The following is a 17,323-nucleotide window of genomic DNA, read 5'->3' on the forward strand; positions in this document are numbered from 1 at the left end:
AAAAAAAGAGAGAACATTTTGTTCTCTCTTAAAATTTAATATATTTGCTGTGTACATATCCATAATATGTTTTTTTGCCTTTTTTAAAGGTAACTTTATACCATCTTTTACCTTTGCTGTCATTTTTATATCCATAAGCCGTAACTTTTTTATTATATGTTATAGTTGTTATTCTTTTGGAGTTTGTTCCGGCATTACTTCGTACATTTAAAACTAAAGCTTTTACTTTTGCAGTTTTTTTGGTCATTGATAAGTATGTTTTTAATACTGCCTTTGCTTTAAGTGAAGATGAATATGAACCATAGTAATTTTTACTATTTAATGTTCTATAGGCTCTTACCTTGTAATAATAAGTCTTATTTTTTGATACTTTTTTATCTTGGTAAGTATTTCCTTTCACTGTTGCAAGATATACATAACTTTTTGATTTAGAATTATATTTGTATATTTTGTATCCGCTTGCCCCGGATGCTTTTGACCATTTAAGATTTATTTTATTTGTATATGTTGTAGTTACTTTTAGTCCTGTAACTTTTTTTGGATCTGTTGTTGCATATGTTGCGGAAGATGCGTTACTGTATACTCTAGAACCGGACTTATCAGTATAAAAACTTCTTATCTTATAAATGTATGTTGTGCCGCTGCTTAGTTTTGAATCTGTGTAACTTGTCGTGCTTCCTGAAGTTATATCTTTTAATATATCATATTTTTTAGTTTTAGAATTATATCTGTAAACTCTATAACCGGTTGCATTGCTTACTTTATTCCAAGTTACTTTTATTGCATTATCACTGCTTGAATAGAAAGTTAGCTTTGGTGTAGATATTGAAGGAGTAACTGATTTTTGTGTATACCAAACATCTATATCTACTTTTCCAGAAATTCCATCGACACTGCCGCTGCTTGTATTTTGCCAGAACTCATATTTACCGCTGTATGATGTTGATGTTGTGTAATGAGCAAGCCAAACTTTATATGTTGAATCTATTGTTGATTTATTTAAATCATAATTAAGCATACTATAATTTGCGTATACCATTGGTGTATATCCTGCATTTTTAACTGTTTTACAGAATTCCATTACAATATTCGTTGCTGCGGTTTTTGATAAGTTTGCATTTGTTAGTCTTCCATCATTTCCGCCTGCGTATTCATAGTCAATTACAACCGGCATATCTATTTTATAACCTTTTATTTTGTTCAATGTATAATTAGCTTCTTCTCTTGCTTCCGCTGTTGTTATTGCTTGAGAAAAGAAATACACGCCTACTTTTATACCATATTTTTGGGCTTCTGTGATATTTCTTTTGAATGTTGAATCATTATCAATTGTTCCTGATTTTCCATATCCTCTATAACCAACTCTTATAAACGCATATTTAATTCCGTCATTTTTTACTTTCTGCCAGTTAATTGTTCCGTTCCAATAAGAAACATCAATACCATAAGTTACATTATAATCTTTAAATTTATTGTTATGAATATATGTTTTATTGTCATATGGATTTTTTAAACTAAAACCGTTATTAGCACTTCTTGCCATTGGACCTGTTAAATAAAATTCATCAGAAATATCTCCGTTTGCCCTAAATTGTTGAGGGTCATCATTAGTAATATTTTTTTCTTCTGATAAGCTGTTTTGAGAAGATGTAGTGTCATTTTGAGGTTGTGTTTTTTCGACACCTTGTGTTTCTTGATTAGATTGTTTTTCAGTTTCTTTGGTTGTATCTGAATCTTCTTTTTTTTCATCTTCCTTTACTGAAGTTTGATTTTCTTTATTTGTTATATTGTTTTCGACTTCATTATCAATTTCTTGATCAAATTCTTGATTTGTTGTAGTTGAAGTATTTTGTGTTTGTGCTGAAATAGGCACAATAAAAATATTCAGAGTAAAAAATATTGTTAAAATTAAAGTTAAAATTTTCTTCATTATTTCCCATTCCTTTTAAACATTTTGATTTAGTATAACATAAATAATCTTAAAGTAAAGCTTTTTATAACCCTCTTAAATATTCTGGTTTTAAAGTCATTTCTCCATTTATTGCTTGATCAACTGTTTTTAATAATTCTTCTTTATCTTTATTTAAAGTACCTCTTAAGTTTAAATAGTTTGAGGCATGATTTGAACGAAATACTGCATTTGAGCAGTGTAGATTTTCAATTAACAATTTTGTCTCTTTTAAAATATCCTTAGGTTCCAATAAATTAAATTCGCCATTTTCAATTTGTTGTTTTAATACTGTATCATCTTCAACCATAAGGGTTAATAGTCCTATATATTCAGGATCCATTTCAGATAAAACTTCTGCAGTTTTAATGGCATGTTCTTCCCATAATTCACATCCTCCAAGACCAGATATAACAGTCACAGATATTTTTAGTCCTGCATCTTTAGCTTGTTTTGCTGCTTTTATCATTTCTTTTGCAGACGTTCTTTTTTTAACTTTCTTTAGTATTGTGTCACTTCCTGATTCAAGTCCTATATATAAAAGTTTTAATCCTTTTTCTTTTAATACTCTTAAATCTCTTGGCTTTTTAAATAAAATACTTTTTGCTGTTGCATAACATGATACTTGCTTGCATTCCGGAAAAGTTTCTTTTATATAATCTAGAACTTCGTTTAAAGTTTCCATGTCGCTAAATAATGCATCACCGTCAGCTAAAAATATTTTTTCTACATTATCATATGTCCTTCTTGCTTCGCTTAAATCTGCAAGTATATAATTTAAATTTCTTATTCTGAATTTTTTATCTTTATACATACTGCAAAAAGTACAGCTGTTTTGTGAACATCCTATTGTTACTTGAACAATAAGGCTATATGCTTCGCTTGGTGGTCTGTATACAATTCCTTCGTATCTCATATTATCTCCTTCTTGTTAAAATAAGAAGCTTCATTATGAAGCTTCTTAATAGTATATTTCTTCTTTTATTTCCTTTTCTTTTTCTTCGCCTTCTAATGCTTTTAGAATTTTAAATCCAAAATCAATACTGGCTGCTGCAGATCTTCCTGTTATAAAGTTTTTATCTTTTACAACATATTTATCTACATATGTTCCACCAAAATCTTCATTCATTGATGTAAAACATGTGTAATTTTTGTTTTTTAAGTATCCACCTCTACCTAAAATAGTAGGACCAGCACAAATTGCACATATTAATTTATTTTTATCATTAAATTCTTTTATTAAGGCTTGTACTTCTTTACTTGCTTCTATTGCAACATATTCCGGACCGCCAGGTAATATTAAAGCACTGTAATCATCACCGTTTAGTTTTGAGAAAGGTTTTAAATTTGTGCATGTAAGCCCGAATCTTCCTGTTGCATCTTTATCAAGTAGTGAATAAATATCAACTTCAACTCCGCCTCTTCTTAAAATTGCATATGTTCCGATTGCTTCAACTTCTTCAAATCCGTCTGTTATTACCATACATACTTTCATATTTATATATCTCCTTTATCATTATTATCATATTAATAATTATATTATATCACTTATTCTTGATAATAGGGGATAGGTTTTATGTATATAATATTTATTTAATATGTGTAAACGAATAAAATATATTTGTTGATTTATATATAGATAGTGTGTATTATATTATATATAGAATATCGAGTGTGTAAAATGGAGAGGTGAACTTATGAACAGAAAGGAGTTAGTATATGATATTTTAAGAAAATATCAATATAAACGAGAAAATGTAAAAAATGTAGAAGATATTGGTCTTGATGCCAGTGAAATATCTGAGCTAATTAATGCTGATAGAAGTAATACAAGTAGGTATCTTAACGAACTTGTGAAAGAAGAAAAAATTATAAAATTAGATGGAAGACCCGTAAAGTTTGTTGAAAAAGAAATATACAATAATTTTATAAACGAAAAAAATAATGATATAGAAGATATGGATCCTTTTAAAAATCTAATTGGTTTTAACTCATCTTTAAAATCTCATATTGAGCAGGCAAAGTCAGCAGTATTATATCCGCCAAGAGGGCTTCATACTTTAATTACAGGTCCCACAGGTACAGGAAAAAGTACTTTTGCGGAAAAAATATATGAATATGCCATGGAAATGAAAACAATAGATAGCGATGCAAAATTTGTTGTTTTTAACTGCGCTGAATATGCAGAAAATCCTCAACTTGTAATGTCTCAGCTTTTTGGTCATATTAAAGGAGCTTTTACGGGTGCAGATAAAGAGAAAATCGGACTTATTGATGAAGCGAACGGCGGAGTTCTTTTCCTAGATGAAATTCATAGACTTTCTCCCGAGTGTCAAGAATTACTGTTTATGTTAATGGATAAGCATGTATTTAGAAGACTTGGAGAAACAGGAGGACAAAGAAAAGCAGATGTTCTTATTATTGGTGCAACCACCGAAGATATAAATGCTTCTTTGCTTCAAACTTTTTTAAGAAGAATGCCTGTTACAATTAATCTTCCTTCGTTAAAAGAAAGGCATTTATCTGAAAGATTGCAGCTTATAGAAAGCATATTGTCAAGTGAGCAGACAAATATGGATGTTTCCATAAGAGTTAATAAAGATGCTTTGATTGCTCTTTTATTATATGAGTGTAAGGGTAATGTCGGACAGCTTAAAGCTGATATTCAACTTTTGTGTGCAAGAGGCTTTTTGGATTATAAAGTGCACAATAAAAAATACGTGGAAATTTGTACATCAATACTTCCTGAACATATACAAGAAGGTCTTTTATATTCAAAAAATAAAAATGATTTGATTGACTTTATCAAAAATTCGGAAGAATATCATTATTTTAATAATAAAGAATTTGCAGTAGAACAAAATAGTGATTCCAACCTTGTTGCTCATATCAATGATAAATATAACGATTTTATCAAAATGGGAAGAAGTAGCATGGAGATAAGCAATATAATAAATTCTGATTTAGACGAATATTTCAATCAAATTTTTGAAAAATACAAAATAGATGAAAGAGATATTCACAAAGAAAGTTTATTAAAAATCGTTGATATTAAGGTATTGGAAACTTGTGAAGATGCAATTCAATTTGCGGAAATGAAGCTTGGGAGAAAGCTTTCTGACAGAATAAAAATAGGAATGATAATGCATATTAATTCAATGGTTACAAGAGTTTCAAACGGAACATACATAAAAAATGATAAGATAAATGAAATTGTACTAAATAATCCAAAGGAACTAAAGATTGCCAAATTTATTTTTGCTTTATTGGAAGAGGATTTGAGTATAAAAATTCCAAAACATGAAATTGGATTTTTAACTATGTTTTTATGTGCGCCGGAAGAAATAGAAAACAAAAGTAATATAGGCGTTATTGTAATGGCTCACGGAAACTCTACAGCAAGCAGTATGGCTGATTTTGTAAATAATTTATTAAATACGCACCATTGCAGAGCTTTGGATATGCCTATGGATATGAGTACAAGCACTGCATTAAATAACCTTTGCGATATGATAAATGATACCGATGAGGGCAGAGGGGTACTTCTTCTTGTAGATATGGGTTCTCTTAATATGATGGGAGAAATGGCCATGAAAAAAACAGGAAAGAATATTTGTACTGTAGAAATGGTGTCTACTTTACTTGTTATAGAGGCAGTCAGAAAGGCAAGCCTAAGAGATACGGATCTAATTTCCTTAAAAAATGATTTAGAAAATATTTATCAAAATTTACACAGTAAAATAAGTGTTTTACCTGCACCTTATGAAAAACAAAAAACAATTATAACAACCTGTATTTCAGGAAAAGGTGTTGCAGTAAAAATTGAAAATATAATAAAAGAATCCATTGATGTAAATAAATATAATGTAGTAATAAAACATTTGGATATATTAAGTGCAGACAATATTGACAAGGCTTTAGAAGAAAAAGGAATAAGCGATGTTATAGCTGTTGTTGGAACAGTGGATTTAAAAATTAATAATGTTCCATTTATTCCTATAAATGAGCTTATTGTAGGAAACGGAATAAGTATTCTACATCAGTTGTTAAATGGACAGAAGTATATTCAAAAACAAGAGGATACAATTATTAATAAAACGGTTGTTAAAGAAACCTTAAAAAATATACTTACATTTTTAAATTATGAAAAAGCAAGTGTACTTCTAGTTGATGCTTTTAATGATATATTTTCAAAATTGGCACTTCCTGTAGGGAAAGATGTATTTTTAAGATTTATTATGCATACCGGATGTATGCTTGAAAGAGTTATAAAAAACGAATCTATTCCACATCTTAATGCAGTCGAATTTATAGAAGAACATAAGGAAGAGTATAAAATAATAAAAGAAGCGTTCTTTAAATGCGAAGAAGATTTTAATATTTTTATACCAAAGGATGAAATTTCTTATATAATAGAGCTTTTACATTAATACACAGTAAAATTATTTTACAGTAAAACTTACACAGTATAATTATAAAAAATTTTTTAAAATTTTTTTTAAGTCAAATACCTGTTATTTGGCTTATTTTTTTATAAATTCTAATTACACACAAAAGTTGGCACGCTTTTTGCATTATATATGGCAAATAATAAAAGAAAAATGAAAGGGGGTAAATTCATGATTGGGATATTAGTAGTAACACATGGAAATGCCGGAATAGAATTAGTAAAAAGCAGCGAGTTAATTATCGGGCATCAAGAAAAAATAGATGCGTTATCTTTAAATCATGGGGATGATATTAATGAACTTGAACAAAAGGTGGCAAAAAAATCAGCCGAGCTTGATGATGGAAGCGGAGTTCTTGTAATGGTTGATTTGCTTGGCGGAAGTCCTTGCAACGTAACAGGTAAGAATATAAAAGGTTCTGACAATATCGAATGCTTGACCGGTGTAAACTTACCTATGCTAATCGAAGCAATTGCTTCAAGAGAAAATAATTCCTTAAAAGATTTGGTAAATATTGCAAAAGATTCATCTCTTCAAGGAATTAAAGATTTAAGAAATCTTATGTTTAATTAATTTTTTATATTGTCATTATTCGTAAAAAATAAAAGGAGGAGGTAAAAATGGCAAAAATTAATCTTGTTAGAATCGACAGCAGACTTATTCACGGGCAGGTAATAACAAAATGGTTAAAAATGTCAGGTGCGAACAGAATAATCATCGTTGATGATGAACTTGCAAAAGATGACTTTATGTCTATTATCTATACAACGGCAGCTCCAAAAGACGTTAGCGTAGAAATACTTAGCGTTGAAGATGCTAAAAAGGGCTGGATGGAAAATGAACTTGGAAACGGAAGTTTATTAATTTTATTTAAAGATATTAAAACATGTTACAGACTTAAAAATGAGGGAGTTAATATTGAAAATATTCAAATTGGAGGACTTCCAAGTGCTCCGGGTAGAACTGTTATTTTAAGAGCAGTATCATTTGATGAAGATGACGTTTCAAAATTAAAAGAACTTCATGATGCAGGAGTTGAAATAAATATACATATTATTCCTGAAGAACCAAAAATGAACTATGAAAATATGATTAAAAAATTTGAAGAAAAAAAATAAGAAGCAATTAAGGAGAAAAAATTATGTTATTAACATTATCGCTTATGGCCGGTCTTTGGTACTGGATTAGTCAAAGTAAATTAGGTTATACATTCCACTGGGCGATTTGCCAACCAATCGTTATGGCACTGCCTTTTGGTTTAGTATATGGAGATGTTGCAAAAGCAATGATTATAGGTGCATCTCTAGAAATGGTATATCTTGGTATGGTTGTTGCCGGAGCAAATATTCCAGCAGATGAAAGTTTAGCAGGCGTTATTGCTATTCCAATAGCTTTAGTTTCAAATATTCCTGCTGCAACAGCAGTTACACTTGCAATTCCTTTTGGTTTACTTGGTGTATTACAAGATCAAATTAGAAGAACAATTCAAGCAAGTTTTGCTCACAAAGCAGATAAATATGCAGAAGAATGTAATATTAAAGGAATAGAAAAATGTGCGATATTATTTCCTTTAATTTTAGGATTTTTCTTAAGATTCCCACCTGTATTTTTAGCTAATTACTTTGGAGCAGGTGTTGTTGAAAATATTTTAGCGGCTATACCTGTTTGGTTAACTCATGGTTTAGAAGTTACAGGCGGAGTATTACCTGCACTTGGTTTTGCTATTACAGTATTTATTATTGGAAAGAAAACATATTTACCATTCTTTATTTTAGGATTCTTTATGGTTCAATACTTACAAATTAGTGTAATGGCAGCTGCAATATTCGGAACATGTATGGCATTACTTATCATCTTCTTAAGAAGAGAAAATCAAAATACTACAACCTAAAAGGAGATTAAAATGAAACAAGAAAATATGGAAAAAAATTTAGTTAACGAAGAAGTTAATGAAGTTGTTGAAAATAAAGAAGAACAATCAGAAAAAATAACACAAAAAGATATTAATAAAGCATTTTTCAGATGGTGGGTTGATGTAGAAGTTGCAAGCTCATATGAAAGAATGCAAGGTATTCCATTTTGTTATTCAATGATACCAATTCTTAAAAAGTTATATAAGAAAAAAGAAGATTTAAGTTACGCTTTGAAAAATCACTTAAACTTCTTTAATACTCAAGGTACATGGGGAACACCTATTCACGGTATGGTTATTGCCATGGAAGAAGAACTTCATGACGGCGATAGAGAAATGAGAGAAAATGCAATTACAGGTATTAAGACAGGTTTAATGGGACCTCTTGCAGGTATTGGAGACACCATTGACTGGGGTACTTTAAAAACAATTATTGCAGGTATTGCGGTTACTTTTGGTATAACAGGTAGTGTATTAGGTGCGATTATTCCATTTGTATTCACAATCATTACATTCTTAATTGGTAAATATTTATGGAATATGGGATACAAACTTGGAAAAGAATCAGTTAAGAATATTCTTCAATCTGGTTGGATTAATGAACTTATTTCAGGTACAGCTATTTTAGGGTTATTCATGATGGGTGCTTTAGCATCAAGTTATGTTAAATTAACTATTCCAATAGCCTTTACAGTTGGTGGTGCAGAAATGACAATTCAAGGTATCTTGGATAGTATTGCTCCTGGATTATTACCTCTTGGTGTTGTATTTGGTATTTATTACATTCTTAAAAATAAAACACAAAAATATGGACTTATTTCAATCGGTATAGTTGCAATATCAATTTTAGGTGCAATGATAGGATTATTCTAATAGGATACATATATAAATAATAGATAAATTAGATGAATTTTTAGGAGGATTTAGACGGATATGTTAGTCAGAATGGATGACATTTTAAAGAAAGCTAAAGAAGGAAAGTATGGGGTTGCGGCGCCAAATGTTTATAACGATATTAGTGTAAAAGCTTGTTACGAGGCTGCTGATAAATTAAACTCTCCAATTATTTTAGATTGTGCCGGACTTCCTTTCCTTGAAGAAACTGCGGATATCGTAAGATTTTATGAAAGAAAATACCCACATGTTGTGGCAGCATTAAACTTAGACCATGGCGGTCCTTTTGAAGAGATTGTTCATGCGATTAAATATGGTTTTACATCTGTAATGATAGATAGATCAACTCTTGAATTTGATGAAAATGTAAGAGAAGTAAAAGAAGTTGTAAAAATTGCCCATGGCGCTGATGTTTCTGTTGAAGCTGAACTTGGACATGTAGGACAAGGCTTTGAATATGAACAAACAAGAGATGCTGGTCTTACAAAAAAAGAAGATGCTTTAAGATATATTGATTTAACAGGTGTTGATTGTCTTGCTGTTGCAGTTGGAACATCACATGGTACATATAAGGGAACTCCACATTTAGAGTTTGAATTATTAGATGATTTAAGTAAATCAATTGATATTCCTCTTGTATTACATGGTGGTTCAGGTACAGGAGATGATAACTTACAAAAAGCAGTACAAACAGGTATTCAAAAAGTTAACTTATTTACAGACTTAAGTACAGCAGCATTAAATGCAATGGTTAAATATCTTGACTTTGACTGGGACGGTATGAAACAAGACGGTTCAAAAGGTGAATTTGGTAACTTAAAAGCTAATTTATGCGATATTTCAATTGCCGCAAAAGACGGTTTTGTTGAATCTTTAGAACATTACATTAAACTTTTTGGTTCAAACGGAAAAGCTTAATTTATAAAAAATTAATTAAAATAAACTGTATAAGGAGATATTATGAACAACTTTAATTTTTTATGTGATACTAAGTTTATTTTCGGTAAAGAAACCGAAAAAACTGTAGGCAGTGAAATAAAACAATATGGTAAAAAAGTATTATTTGTAAATGACGGCGGGGATTATTTAAAAACAACTGGTTTATATGATTCTGTTGTAAATTCTTTAAATGAAGAAAATTTAGAATTTATAGAATTAAGCGGTGTTAAAGCAAATCCCGAAGTTGAACTTGTAAGAGAAGGTATTGAAATTTGTAAAAAAGAAAACATTGATTTTATTTTAGCAGTAGGCGGCGGAAGCGTTATTGACACTGCAAAATCAATCGGTGTAGGTGTTTATTACGACGGTGATGTATGGGATATTTATGAAGGAGTTGGAACAATAAACGATACTTTGCCAGTAGGTGTTGTTCTTACAATTCCTGCAACAGGAAGTGAAGCGAGTATATCTGCAATTTTAACAAACGGCAACTCAAAAAGAGCTATTGACGATGTAAGAATCAGACCTGTATTTGCAGTTATGAATCCTGAACTTACATATTCTCTTCCTCCATTCCAAACAACAGCAGGTTGTGTAGATATTATATCTCATGTATTTGAAAGATATTTTACAAACACAAAACATGTTGAATTTACTGACAGATTATGTGAAAGCACAATTAAAACAATTATTGACAATGTATATAAAGTTTTAAAAGATCCAAAAGATTATGAAGCAAGAGCAGAAATAATGTGGGCTGGAACAATTGCTCATAACGGAATTTTAGGAGTAGGCAGAGACGAATGCTGGGGCGCTCATATGATAGGTCATGAACTTAGCGGTGAATATAAAATTACTCATGGAACAACACTTGCGCTTATTCTTCCTCATTGGATGAAATATGTATATAAACATGATGTAATGCGTTTTGTAAGATATGCAGTAGAGGTTTGGGGAATCAGACAAAATTATGATGATCCTGAAGAAACAGCTCTTGCAGGTATTGCAAAAACAAAAGAATTCTTTGAATCAGTTGGTCAACCTACATCTCTAAAAGACGTAAACGTAGGGGATGAAAAAATCGTTGAAATGGCAGAAAAATGCACAAAGAACGGTAATGTAGGAGGATTCGTTTCACTAAGCAAAGAAGATGTAATCAATATTTATAAAAGTGCTTTAGAATAAAATTATATGGTAAAAAGGAGAAATAAAAATGGACATAAAAGAAATGAAATTTTCAGTTTTAACAGAAAAAGGACATGCAGAAGTTAGAACAAGACCTTTACCTGAACTTGGAGACAGACAAGTTTTAATTAAACAAGAAGCTTGTAATATATGTACAACAGACTATGGTCAATGGTTAGGACTTAGAGAACATCAAGGCTATCCTATGGCAGGCGGTCATGAAGGCTCTGGTACAATCGTAGCAAAAGGCAAAAAAGTAATGGATTTTGAAATCGGAGACAGAGTTGCAATGGCTTATGATGGATGCGGAGAATGTGAATCTTGTAGAAAAGGTGATGTTTTACATTGTACCGATACTTCTATAACAGGAAGAACAGAAGATGGTTATTTAGGTGCTTTTGGTTTTGCAAATTATGCTGTTAGAAATGCAAGAAGCGTTATCAAAGTAAGTAAAGATTTATCTCCTAGCGAAGCTGCTTTCCTTGAACCATTGGCAACTGTTGTAAAAGGACTTAAAAAATTAAGAGTAAAACCTATGGAAAATGTAGTAATCATAGGTGCAGGTACAATGGGGCTTGTTAATGCACAAGCTGCAAAAGCAAACGGATGTAGAGTTATTGTTTCAGAAGTAATGGAAAAGAAACTTGAAACTGCTAAAGCTATGGGCTTTGAAGTTATCGATGCAGGTAACTGTGACCCAGTTGAAGAAGTTAAAAAACTTACAGGCGGTGTAGGCGCCGATGCAGTTATTGTTGCTGTAGGTTTAACACTTGCAAATAATCAAGCTATTGAAATGTTAAAACCAACAGACGGAAGAGTATTATTCTTTGCTGCCGGATATCCTGCTCCACAGCTTGAGTTTGATTCAAACTTAGTTCATTATAAGAGACTTGAACTAATCGGTACATTTGCAGCAGATTCAATTGACTTCTTCACAGCTGGAAGAATGTTAAGTGATAGAAGCGTAGATGTTTCAAAAATTATTGAGCCAACTAAATTTAAACTTGATGATGTACAAAAAGCATTTGAAATGGCTTCAAAACCTGGTATGTATAGAGTAAGCGTACTACTTCAAGATTAATTATAAAAATGTTCGAATAAAAATAATAAATACTTTAAAATTAAAATTGTCAAAGGAACTATGTAATATAGTTCCTTTTGGTGCTGTTATAAACTTATGTAAATAATTGGTGTGTTTTTATAATTAATTTTGTAGCAATAAATTTTAATATATGTTATATATGGTATCAGGAGGAAAGGTTTATGATAAAGTTAGAGCAATCTCAAAAACAAAAGCAGCAGCTAGTAATGACACATGAAATGAAACAGGCTATACAACTTTTACATTTTAATGTCTTTGAACTCAGTTCTTTTATAGAAAATGAGGCTGATTTGAATATTTTTATTGAATATGAAAATCCCATAAAAAAAGATATTACAGGATCTATGGAAAGGGAAGAATCTATAATAACTGAAAGCGAGGAAGATGATGGGAACTCTTATGTTTTCACTTCTAACAGCGGATTTAACGAAAGTATTGCAAAGGATTTATCAGGACAGACTTTAAAAGAAAATTTATTATTTCAAGTAGGGCTTTTAGATATAAATAAAGACGATAAGTTTTATTTGGAATATTTAATAAATGATGTTGACTCAAAAGGATACTTGAATATAGATACTAAAACAGTAAGTTCTGTTTTATCTTTAAAAGAAGAAAGTATTATTAGATATATAAATATTTTACAGTCTTTTTCTCCTTGTGGTGTCTGTGCTAAAAGCCCAATTGAGAGAATCGAAATACAACTTAAAGAAAAAGGAATTTATAAAGAAGAACATTCTATATTATTAAACAGCTATATGGAAAATATTGCTTATAGTAAAATAAATTCAATACATTTAAAAACAGGTTTTGACATAGATTATATTAATGATTTGATAGAAGATATAAAGTCTTGTAACTTGAATATAGCTAGTGAGTTTATTGAAGATGAGAATAATTTATACATATATCCTGAGCTTAGGGTCGTTGAAAAGAATGGGAAAATTATAGTATCTTTAATTGAAGATAACACTCCTTCAATACAAATGGATAAAAGTTCTTTAATAGAAATGAGTCGTTTTGCAAATGACAAGGATTTATCGAGTTTTTATAAAGAGCATTATGATAAGGCCTTGTTTATAATAAGTGCAGTAAAAAAACGAAAAGAAAATATGCTTAAGGTTACCGAAGAGATATTTAAGGTTCAAAGTGAATTTCTAAAAAGTGGTAATTTAAAACCTCTAAAAATGTCTGATATAGCAAATGAGTGTGATATAAATGTTTCTACCGTAAGCAGGATAGTAAATGAAAAATATGTAGAAACAAAAAGAGGTGTATTTCCTCTTAAGTCCTTTTTCAAACAGACAGTTGGTGGTAACAGTGAATTAAATTCAAATGAATGCACTGATGATGAAATAAAAAATCAAATAAAAATCATTATCGAAAACGAAGATAAGAAGAAGCCTTTTAGTGATGAAAAAATATCTAAAATGTTAAAGGAAAAAGGGTATGCAATTTCAAGAAGAACCGTTAATAAATATAGGGGACAAATGGGTATTCCTTCAACAACAATAAGAAGAAAAGATTAAAAGCAGAAGTTTTACTTCTGCTTTTTTAATTTTAAAGGAGTATTATATCATAAATTTTTACTATTTTTCTTCCATAGATGTCATTCCTGTATTAAGTCCAGGGTTTTTTACTTTAAAAGCTTTACCTATACATCCGTATATATCCATCATATCCATAAGAACTTTCTTAACTCCTTCTCTGGCAACTCTATATACATCGTATGCTCCCGAACCTTCAAGGTCTGCATCTTTTAAGGCATCAACAGCACCTCTACATACATCATTTGCTATATTTACTTTATTTATACCCATTTAGCATACTTTTCTTAAAGATTCTAAATCCGTTCCTGATGAGCCATGAAGTACTAAAGGTAAATCAGGTAATGTTTTTTTTATTTCTTCTAGTCTTTTAAAATCAATTTCAGGTTTAAATCCTTTTGGATAAGCCCCGTGAGCAGTTCCGATTGCAACTGCCAAACAGTCTACGTTTGTTCTTTTTACGTATTCAACAGCTTCCTCAACACTTGTAAGAGCTGAATTCCTGTCAATTCCATAATTTGACGCTTGTCCAACGTGTCCAAGTTCTGCTTCTACGCTTACTCCAAGACTATGGGTTAAATCAACTATTTCCTTTACTTCTCTTATGTTGTCTTCAAAAGGAAGAGCTGATCTGTCTACCATCACTGAAGTAAATCCTGCTCTTATAGCTTCGAGAATATATTTTTTATCTCCTCCATGGTCAAAATTAACCGCTATGGGAACATTAGATTCTTTTGCAAGTATTGTGCATATTTTGCCTATAAAATATGTGTCAGGGTGCATTCCGTATGCGTAATCTAAAATTAATGGGGCTTTTAGTTCTTCTGCAGCTTCTATAAATGCTCTTGTATCTAGTTCTGTTATTACGTTTGGTGCGGCAACAGCATAATTTTCTTTATTTGCATTATCAAGGATTTCTTTCATTGTTACTAACATAATGTCTACCTACCTTACTATGCATTTCATATCTTCATTGTTAAAATATCTTTTTAAATCTTCAGCAACAATTTCTACTGCGTTAGATAAAGTATTTTTTGAAGTTCCAGCTAAATGAGGAGTAAGGGTTATATTATCAAGCTTAATATATGGATTATCTTCGCTTAGAGGTTCTTCATCGAACACATCTACTGCAGCTCCTAGAATTTTTTTATTTTTTTATGCATCAATCATTGCTTCTTGGTCAACAAGACCGGCTCTTGCCGTATTAATTAATGTTGTCATTTTATTCATTTTGTTAAATTCGTCTTTGCCTATAAAATTTTTTGTTTTTTCTGAGTATCTTAAGTGAAGAGATATGATATCGCATTTTTCTAATAGTTCATCAAGATTGACAGGATTTCCTCCTAAATCTTTTACTTTTTCATCGCTTAAAAATGGATCATGAACAAGAATTTTACACCCAAAGCCACTTAAGTTTTGTGCTACTCCTTGTCCTATGTATCCAAAGCCGATTAGGCCTATTGTTATGTTTCTAATATCTATATAATTTATATCATTTGGATAATCTTTTGCCATTTCCCTTCCATTAAAAGATGATGGCTTTTAGCTATATTTTTAACTTCGCTAATCATCATTCCTACCGTAAAGTCTGCTACTGCATAAGAGCTTCTCCATGGAGAATGTATTGTTGGTATTCCTTTTTCCTTTAAAAGTTCTACATTTACACTATCCACGCCTCCTCTCATTGCAGCTACAAGTTTTAATTTTTTTGCGTTGTCTATTACTTTTTTATTTACCGGTGTAAGATGTACGACTAAAATATCAGCACCTTCTGCAAGTTTAATAAATTCTTCTCCTGCTTCTACCGATTCTGCCCCTTCCACTTCTGTTTTTAACATATATTCTGTAAAAACTTCTTTTGATTGTAATATTGGGTTTTCAAAAATTACAACTTCATTACCATATTTTTCTAAATCTTTTATTTTGCTTACCATATCTGGTGTTATAAAGCAATCACAGGCAACTAATATTTTCATTATTTCACTTCCTTGGTTAATATTTATTCAGGTTCATTAAGGTTATTATCAAATAAATTTTTTATTCCTTCATATGCGTTTTGCTCGTCTTCTCCATTTATTGTTATTTCTACTTTAGTTCCTTTTACAGCTCCGAGAGCCATAACAGATATTATGCTTTTACAGCTTACTTTTATGTCATTTGCTTTTATCATGATGTTAGATTTATATTTGTTGGCTTCTTCTACCAGTATTTTTGCTGGTCTTGCATGGATACCTGTTTTATTTTTTACTGTTGTTGAATATATCATTTATTTCTCCTTATGTCTAAAAAGAATAGTTGTTTCGGTCTATGCTCTTTCTTCTTCAGGTAAGTCTTTTTTAAATAGCCATACCCAAAGAACAACGACTGCAGCTTATCCTAATATGCAAAGAGCAATTTTAGGAATTGAACTTGCCATTAAAGCTGTAAACATTCCACCATGGAAAGCTGGTGTAGAAACATTTAGTAATCCTACCAATGCGCCTCCTACTGCACCTGCTAAAATATAAGCAGGAGTGAATACTTTAAGGTCTGCCATAAAGTATGGAATTTGGAATTCTGTTATTTGACAAATCCATCCTGTGAATAAACCAACTACGTTACTTTGTTCTGATTTTGTAAATTTCTTTTTGAATAATAATACTGCTATAGCAGTTCCAAGATATCCTGATGTTGCTGTAACCATTGTAGCTGCACATACAACACCGTCTCCTGCGTTTATATAGATAAGGGTCAATGGGAATATTCCATAACAAACAGGGCCTCCCATACCAAAACAGAAACAAGCTCCGAATGTTGCCAGTAATAAAGGTTTAAATCCAAGGCTTTCAACCCATACTCCAAATAAATATATTAAATTCATTAGATATGAACATATAGGATCAATTGCAAATTGCATTGCAATAAACATAATTAGAGATGTGATTATAGGTATAAATAATATTGTTTTTGCGGATGCCATCATTGCAGGTAATTTTAACCATTTTATTGAATATTTGGTTACATATCCTGCTAATATACCACCTACAACAGCACCAAGAAATCCACTATCTCCATTTACGGCAAATAAACCTACAACCAATCCACTTATAAGAGCAGGTCTACCTGCTATACCAAATGCAACAAACATTGCAAGTACATAATACATCATTCCGAATAATGTATTACCCCATGTATACATATAGTAAGCTAACCCTTCTTTTGCTTCTGCAGCGCCACCGCCTGTCCAAAAGTTTGGTAAAGCCATAATTATAGCACCAGCTACAACAACAGGAATCATATAAGAAATACCCGTCATCATTGCTCCGTACATTTCTTTTCCTAATGATTTCAATTTATCTTTCATTTTTTTTC

The 17,323-nt window shown here is 30.9% G+C and carries 17 protein-coding genes and 1 pseudogene; 9 read left to right on the top strand and 9 right to left on the bottom strand.

Going from position 1 to position 17,323, the window contains the following annotated elements:
- Nucleotides 1–28: 28 nt before the first annotated feature.
- From ACTQYZ_RS03220 to ACTQYZ_RS03230, 3 genes are all read right to left on the bottom strand, one after another.
- The gene (locus tag ACTQYZ_RS03220; RefSeq protein WP_441416007.1) at nt 29–1,930 is read right to left on the bottom strand and encodes a GH25 family lysozyme; all 1,902 of its coding nucleotides are present in this window, start codon (nt 1,928–1,930) and stop codon (nt 29–31) included.
- 64 nt (nt 1,931–1,994) lie between these two features.
- Nucleotides 1,995–2,864, bottom strand: coding sequence for a B12-binding domain-containing radical SAM protein (locus tag ACTQYZ_RS03225; RefSeq protein WP_441020614.1), 870 nt, complete (start codon nt 2,862–2,864; stop codon nt 1,995–1,997).
- A 45-nt stretch (nt 2,865–2,909) separates the two neighbouring features.
- Nucleotides 2,910–3,443, bottom strand: a complete 534-nt coding sequence (locus tag ACTQYZ_RS03230) for a DJ-1/PfpI family protein (protein ID WP_441020613.1) — start codon at nt 3,441–3,443, stop codon at nt 2,910–2,912.
- A gap of 202 nt (nt 3,444–3,645) precedes the next feature.
- On the opposite strand from ACTQYZ_RS03230, the gene ACTQYZ_RS03235 reads away from it, so the two are divergent.
- From ACTQYZ_RS03235 to rpoN, 9 genes are all read left to right on the top strand, one after another.
- Entirely contained in the window at nt 3,646–6,378 is a 2,733-nt protein-coding gene (locus tag ACTQYZ_RS03235; protein WP_441416008.1) for a sigma 54-interacting transcriptional regulator, read from the top strand.
- Nucleotides 6,379–6,567: 189 nt separating this feature from the next.
- Entirely contained in the window at nt 6,568–6,969 is a 402-nt protein-coding gene (locus ACTQYZ_RS03240; protein WP_441020611.1) for a PTS sugar transporter subunit IIA, read from the top strand.
- A 47-nt stretch (nt 6,970–7,016) separates the two neighbouring features.
- Nucleotides 7,017–7,514: a PTS system mannose/fructose/N-acetylgalactosamine-transporter subunit IIB gene (locus tag ACTQYZ_RS03245; RefSeq protein WP_441020610.1), complete on the top strand. Its 498-nt coding sequence runs from the start codon at nt 7,017–7,019 to the stop codon at nt 7,512–7,514.
- A 23-nt stretch (nt 7,515–7,537) separates the two neighbouring features.
- Nucleotides 7,538–8,287: a PTS mannose/fructose/sorbose/N-acetylgalactosamine transporter subunit IIC gene (locus tag ACTQYZ_RS03250; RefSeq protein ID WP_441416009.1), complete on the top strand. Its 750-nt coding sequence runs from the start codon at nt 7,538–7,540 to the stop codon at nt 8,285–8,287.
- Between the two features lie 12 nt (nt 8,288–8,299).
- A complete protein-coding gene (locus ACTQYZ_RS03255) occupies nt 8,300–9,181 on the top strand; it encodes a PTS system mannose/fructose/sorbose family transporter subunit IID (protein ID WP_441020608.1) in 882 nt (293 codons plus the stop codon).
- Between the two features lie 60 nt (nt 9,182–9,241).
- Complete coding sequence (locus ACTQYZ_RS03260) at nt 9,242–10,120, top strand: class II fructose-bisphosphate aldolase (protein WP_441020607.1); 879 nt, start codon at nt 9,242–9,244, stop codon at nt 10,118–10,120.
- 42 nt (nt 10,121–10,162) lie between these two features.
- Nucleotides 10,163–11,326, top strand: coding sequence for an iron-containing alcohol dehydrogenase (locus ACTQYZ_RS03265; RefSeq protein ID WP_441020606.1), 1,164 nt, complete (start codon nt 10,163–10,165; stop codon nt 11,324–11,326).
- A gap of 28 nt (nt 11,327–11,354) precedes the next feature.
- Nucleotides 11,355–12,407, top strand: a complete 1,053-nt coding sequence (locus tag ACTQYZ_RS03270; protein WP_329383214.1) for a zinc-dependent alcohol dehydrogenase — start codon at nt 11,355–11,357, stop codon at nt 12,405–12,407.
- Between the two features lie 182 nt (nt 12,408–12,589).
- Nucleotides 12,590–13,954, top strand: coding sequence for an RNA polymerase factor sigma-54 (gene rpoN / locus ACTQYZ_RS03275; protein WP_441416010.1), 1,365 nt, complete (start codon nt 12,590–12,592; stop codon nt 13,952–13,954).
- Nucleotides 13,955–14,014: 60 nt separating this feature from the next.
- On the opposite strand, the gene ACTQYZ_RS03280 is transcribed toward rpoN, so the two are convergent.
- The 6 genes and pseudogenes from ACTQYZ_RS03280 to ACTQYZ_RS03305 all read right to left on the bottom strand — a co-directional run bounded on the left by ACTQYZ_RS03280 (nt 14,015) and on the right by ACTQYZ_RS03305 (nt 17,315).
- On the bottom strand, nt 14,015–14,245 hold the full coding sequence (locus ACTQYZ_RS03280; RefSeq protein WP_441020604.1) for a hypothetical protein: 231 nt from the start codon (nt 14,243–14,245) through the stop codon (nt 14,015–14,017).
- Nucleotides 14,246–14,908 carry a class II fructose-bisphosphate aldolase gene (locus ACTQYZ_RS03285; RefSeq protein WP_441416011.1) on the bottom strand — a complete coding sequence of 221 codons (663 nt, stop codon included), beginning with the start codon at nt 14,906–14,908 and terminating at the stop codon, nt 14,246–14,248.
- A 9-nt stretch (nt 14,909–14,917) separates the two neighbouring features.
- Nucleotides 14,918–15,487 (bottom strand): annotated as a pseudogene (locus ACTQYZ_RS03290) (NAD(P)-dependent oxidoreductase).
- The gene (locus ACTQYZ_RS03295; RefSeq protein WP_441416012.1) at nt 15,460–15,948 is read right to left on the bottom strand and encodes a hypothetical protein; all 489 of its coding nucleotides are present in this window, start codon (nt 15,946–15,948) and stop codon (nt 15,460–15,462) included. The pseudogene ACTQYZ_RS03290 and the gene ACTQYZ_RS03295 overlap by 28 nt, the downstream one beginning before the upstream one ends.
- A 23-nt stretch (nt 15,949–15,971) precedes the next feature.
- Nucleotides 15,972–16,238, bottom strand: coding sequence for an HPr family phosphocarrier protein (locus tag ACTQYZ_RS03300; RefSeq protein WP_441020601.1), 267 nt, complete (start codon nt 16,236–16,238; stop codon nt 15,972–15,974).
- 105 nt (nt 16,239–16,343) lie between these two features.
- A complete protein-coding gene (locus ACTQYZ_RS03305; RefSeq protein ID WP_441416013.1) occupies nt 16,344–17,315 on the bottom strand; it encodes a fructose-specific PTS transporter subunit EIIC in 972 nt (323 codons plus the stop codon).
- Between the last annotated feature and the right edge of the window lie 8 nt (nt 17,316–17,323).

Origin of the sequence: Anaerofustis sp. LCP19S3_F7, from assembly GCF_052119445.1 — a bacterium.
Lineage (GTDB): Bacteria > Bacillota > Clostridia > Eubacteriales > Anaerofustaceae > Anaerofustis > Anaerofustis butyriciformans.

Bases quoted from the DNA above. Each gene is read 5' to 3' on its own strand.
- ACTQYZ_RS03260 (WP_441020607.1), top strand. From the start codon at position 9,242: ATGTTAGTCAGAATGGATGACATTTTAAAGAAAGCTAAAGAAGGAAAG.
- ACTQYZ_RS03285 (WP_441416011.1), bottom strand. From the start codon at position 14,908: ATGTTAGTAACAATGAAAGAAATCCTTGATAATGCAAATAAAGAAAAT.
- ACTQYZ_RS03265 (WP_441020606.1), top strand. From the start codon at position 10,163: ATGAACAACTTTAATTTTTTATGTGATACTAAGTTTATTTTCGGTAAA.
- ACTQYZ_RS03300 (WP_441020601.1), bottom strand. From the start codon at position 16,238: ATGATATATTCAACAACAGTAAAAAATAAAACAGGTATCCATGCAAGA.
- ACTQYZ_RS03235 (WP_441416008.1), top strand. From the start codon at position 3,646: ATGAACAGAAAGGAGTTAGTATATGATATTTTAAGAAAATATCAATAT.
- ACTQYZ_RS03230 (WP_441020613.1), bottom strand. From the start codon at position 3,443: ATGAAAGTATGTATGGTAATAACAGACGGATTTGAAGAAGTTGAAGCA.
- ACTQYZ_RS03240 (WP_441020611.1), top strand. From the start codon at position 6,568: ATGATTGGGATATTAGTAGTAACACATGGAAATGCCGGAATAGAATTA.
- rpoN (WP_441416010.1), top strand. From the start codon at position 12,590: ATGATAAAGTTAGAGCAATCTCAAAAACAAAAGCAGCAGCTAGTAATG.
- ACTQYZ_RS03220 (WP_441416007.1), bottom strand. From the start codon at position 1,930: ATGAAGAAAATTTTAACTTTAATTTTAACAATATTTTTTACTCTGAAT.
- ACTQYZ_RS03245 (WP_441020610.1), top strand. From the start codon at position 7,017: ATGGCAAAAATTAATCTTGTTAGAATCGACAGCAGACTTATTCACGGG.
- ACTQYZ_RS03280 (WP_441020604.1), bottom strand. From the start codon at position 14,245: ATGGGTATAAATAAAGTAAATATAGCAAATGATGTATGTAGAGGTGCT.
- ACTQYZ_RS03270 (WP_329383214.1), top strand. From the start codon at position 11,355: ATGGACATAAAAGAAATGAAATTTTCAGTTTTAACAGAAAAAGGACAT.
- ACTQYZ_RS03225 (WP_441020614.1), bottom strand. From the start codon at position 2,864: ATGAGATACGAAGGAATTGTATACAGACCACCAAGCGAAGCATATAGC.
- ACTQYZ_RS03255 (WP_441020608.1), top strand. From the start codon at position 8,300: ATGAAACAAGAAAATATGGAAAAAAATTTAGTTAACGAAGAAGTTAAT.
- ACTQYZ_RS03305 (WP_441416013.1), bottom strand. From the start codon at position 17,315: ATGAAAGATAAATTGAAATCATTAGGAAAAGAAATGTACGGAGCAATG.
- ACTQYZ_RS03295 (WP_441416012.1), bottom strand. From the start codon at position 15,948: ATGAAAATATTAGTTGCCTGTGATTGCTTTATAACACCAGATATGGTA.
- ACTQYZ_RS03250 (WP_441416009.1), top strand. From the start codon at position 7,538: ATGTTATTAACATTATCGCTTATGGCCGGTCTTTGGTACTGGATTAGT.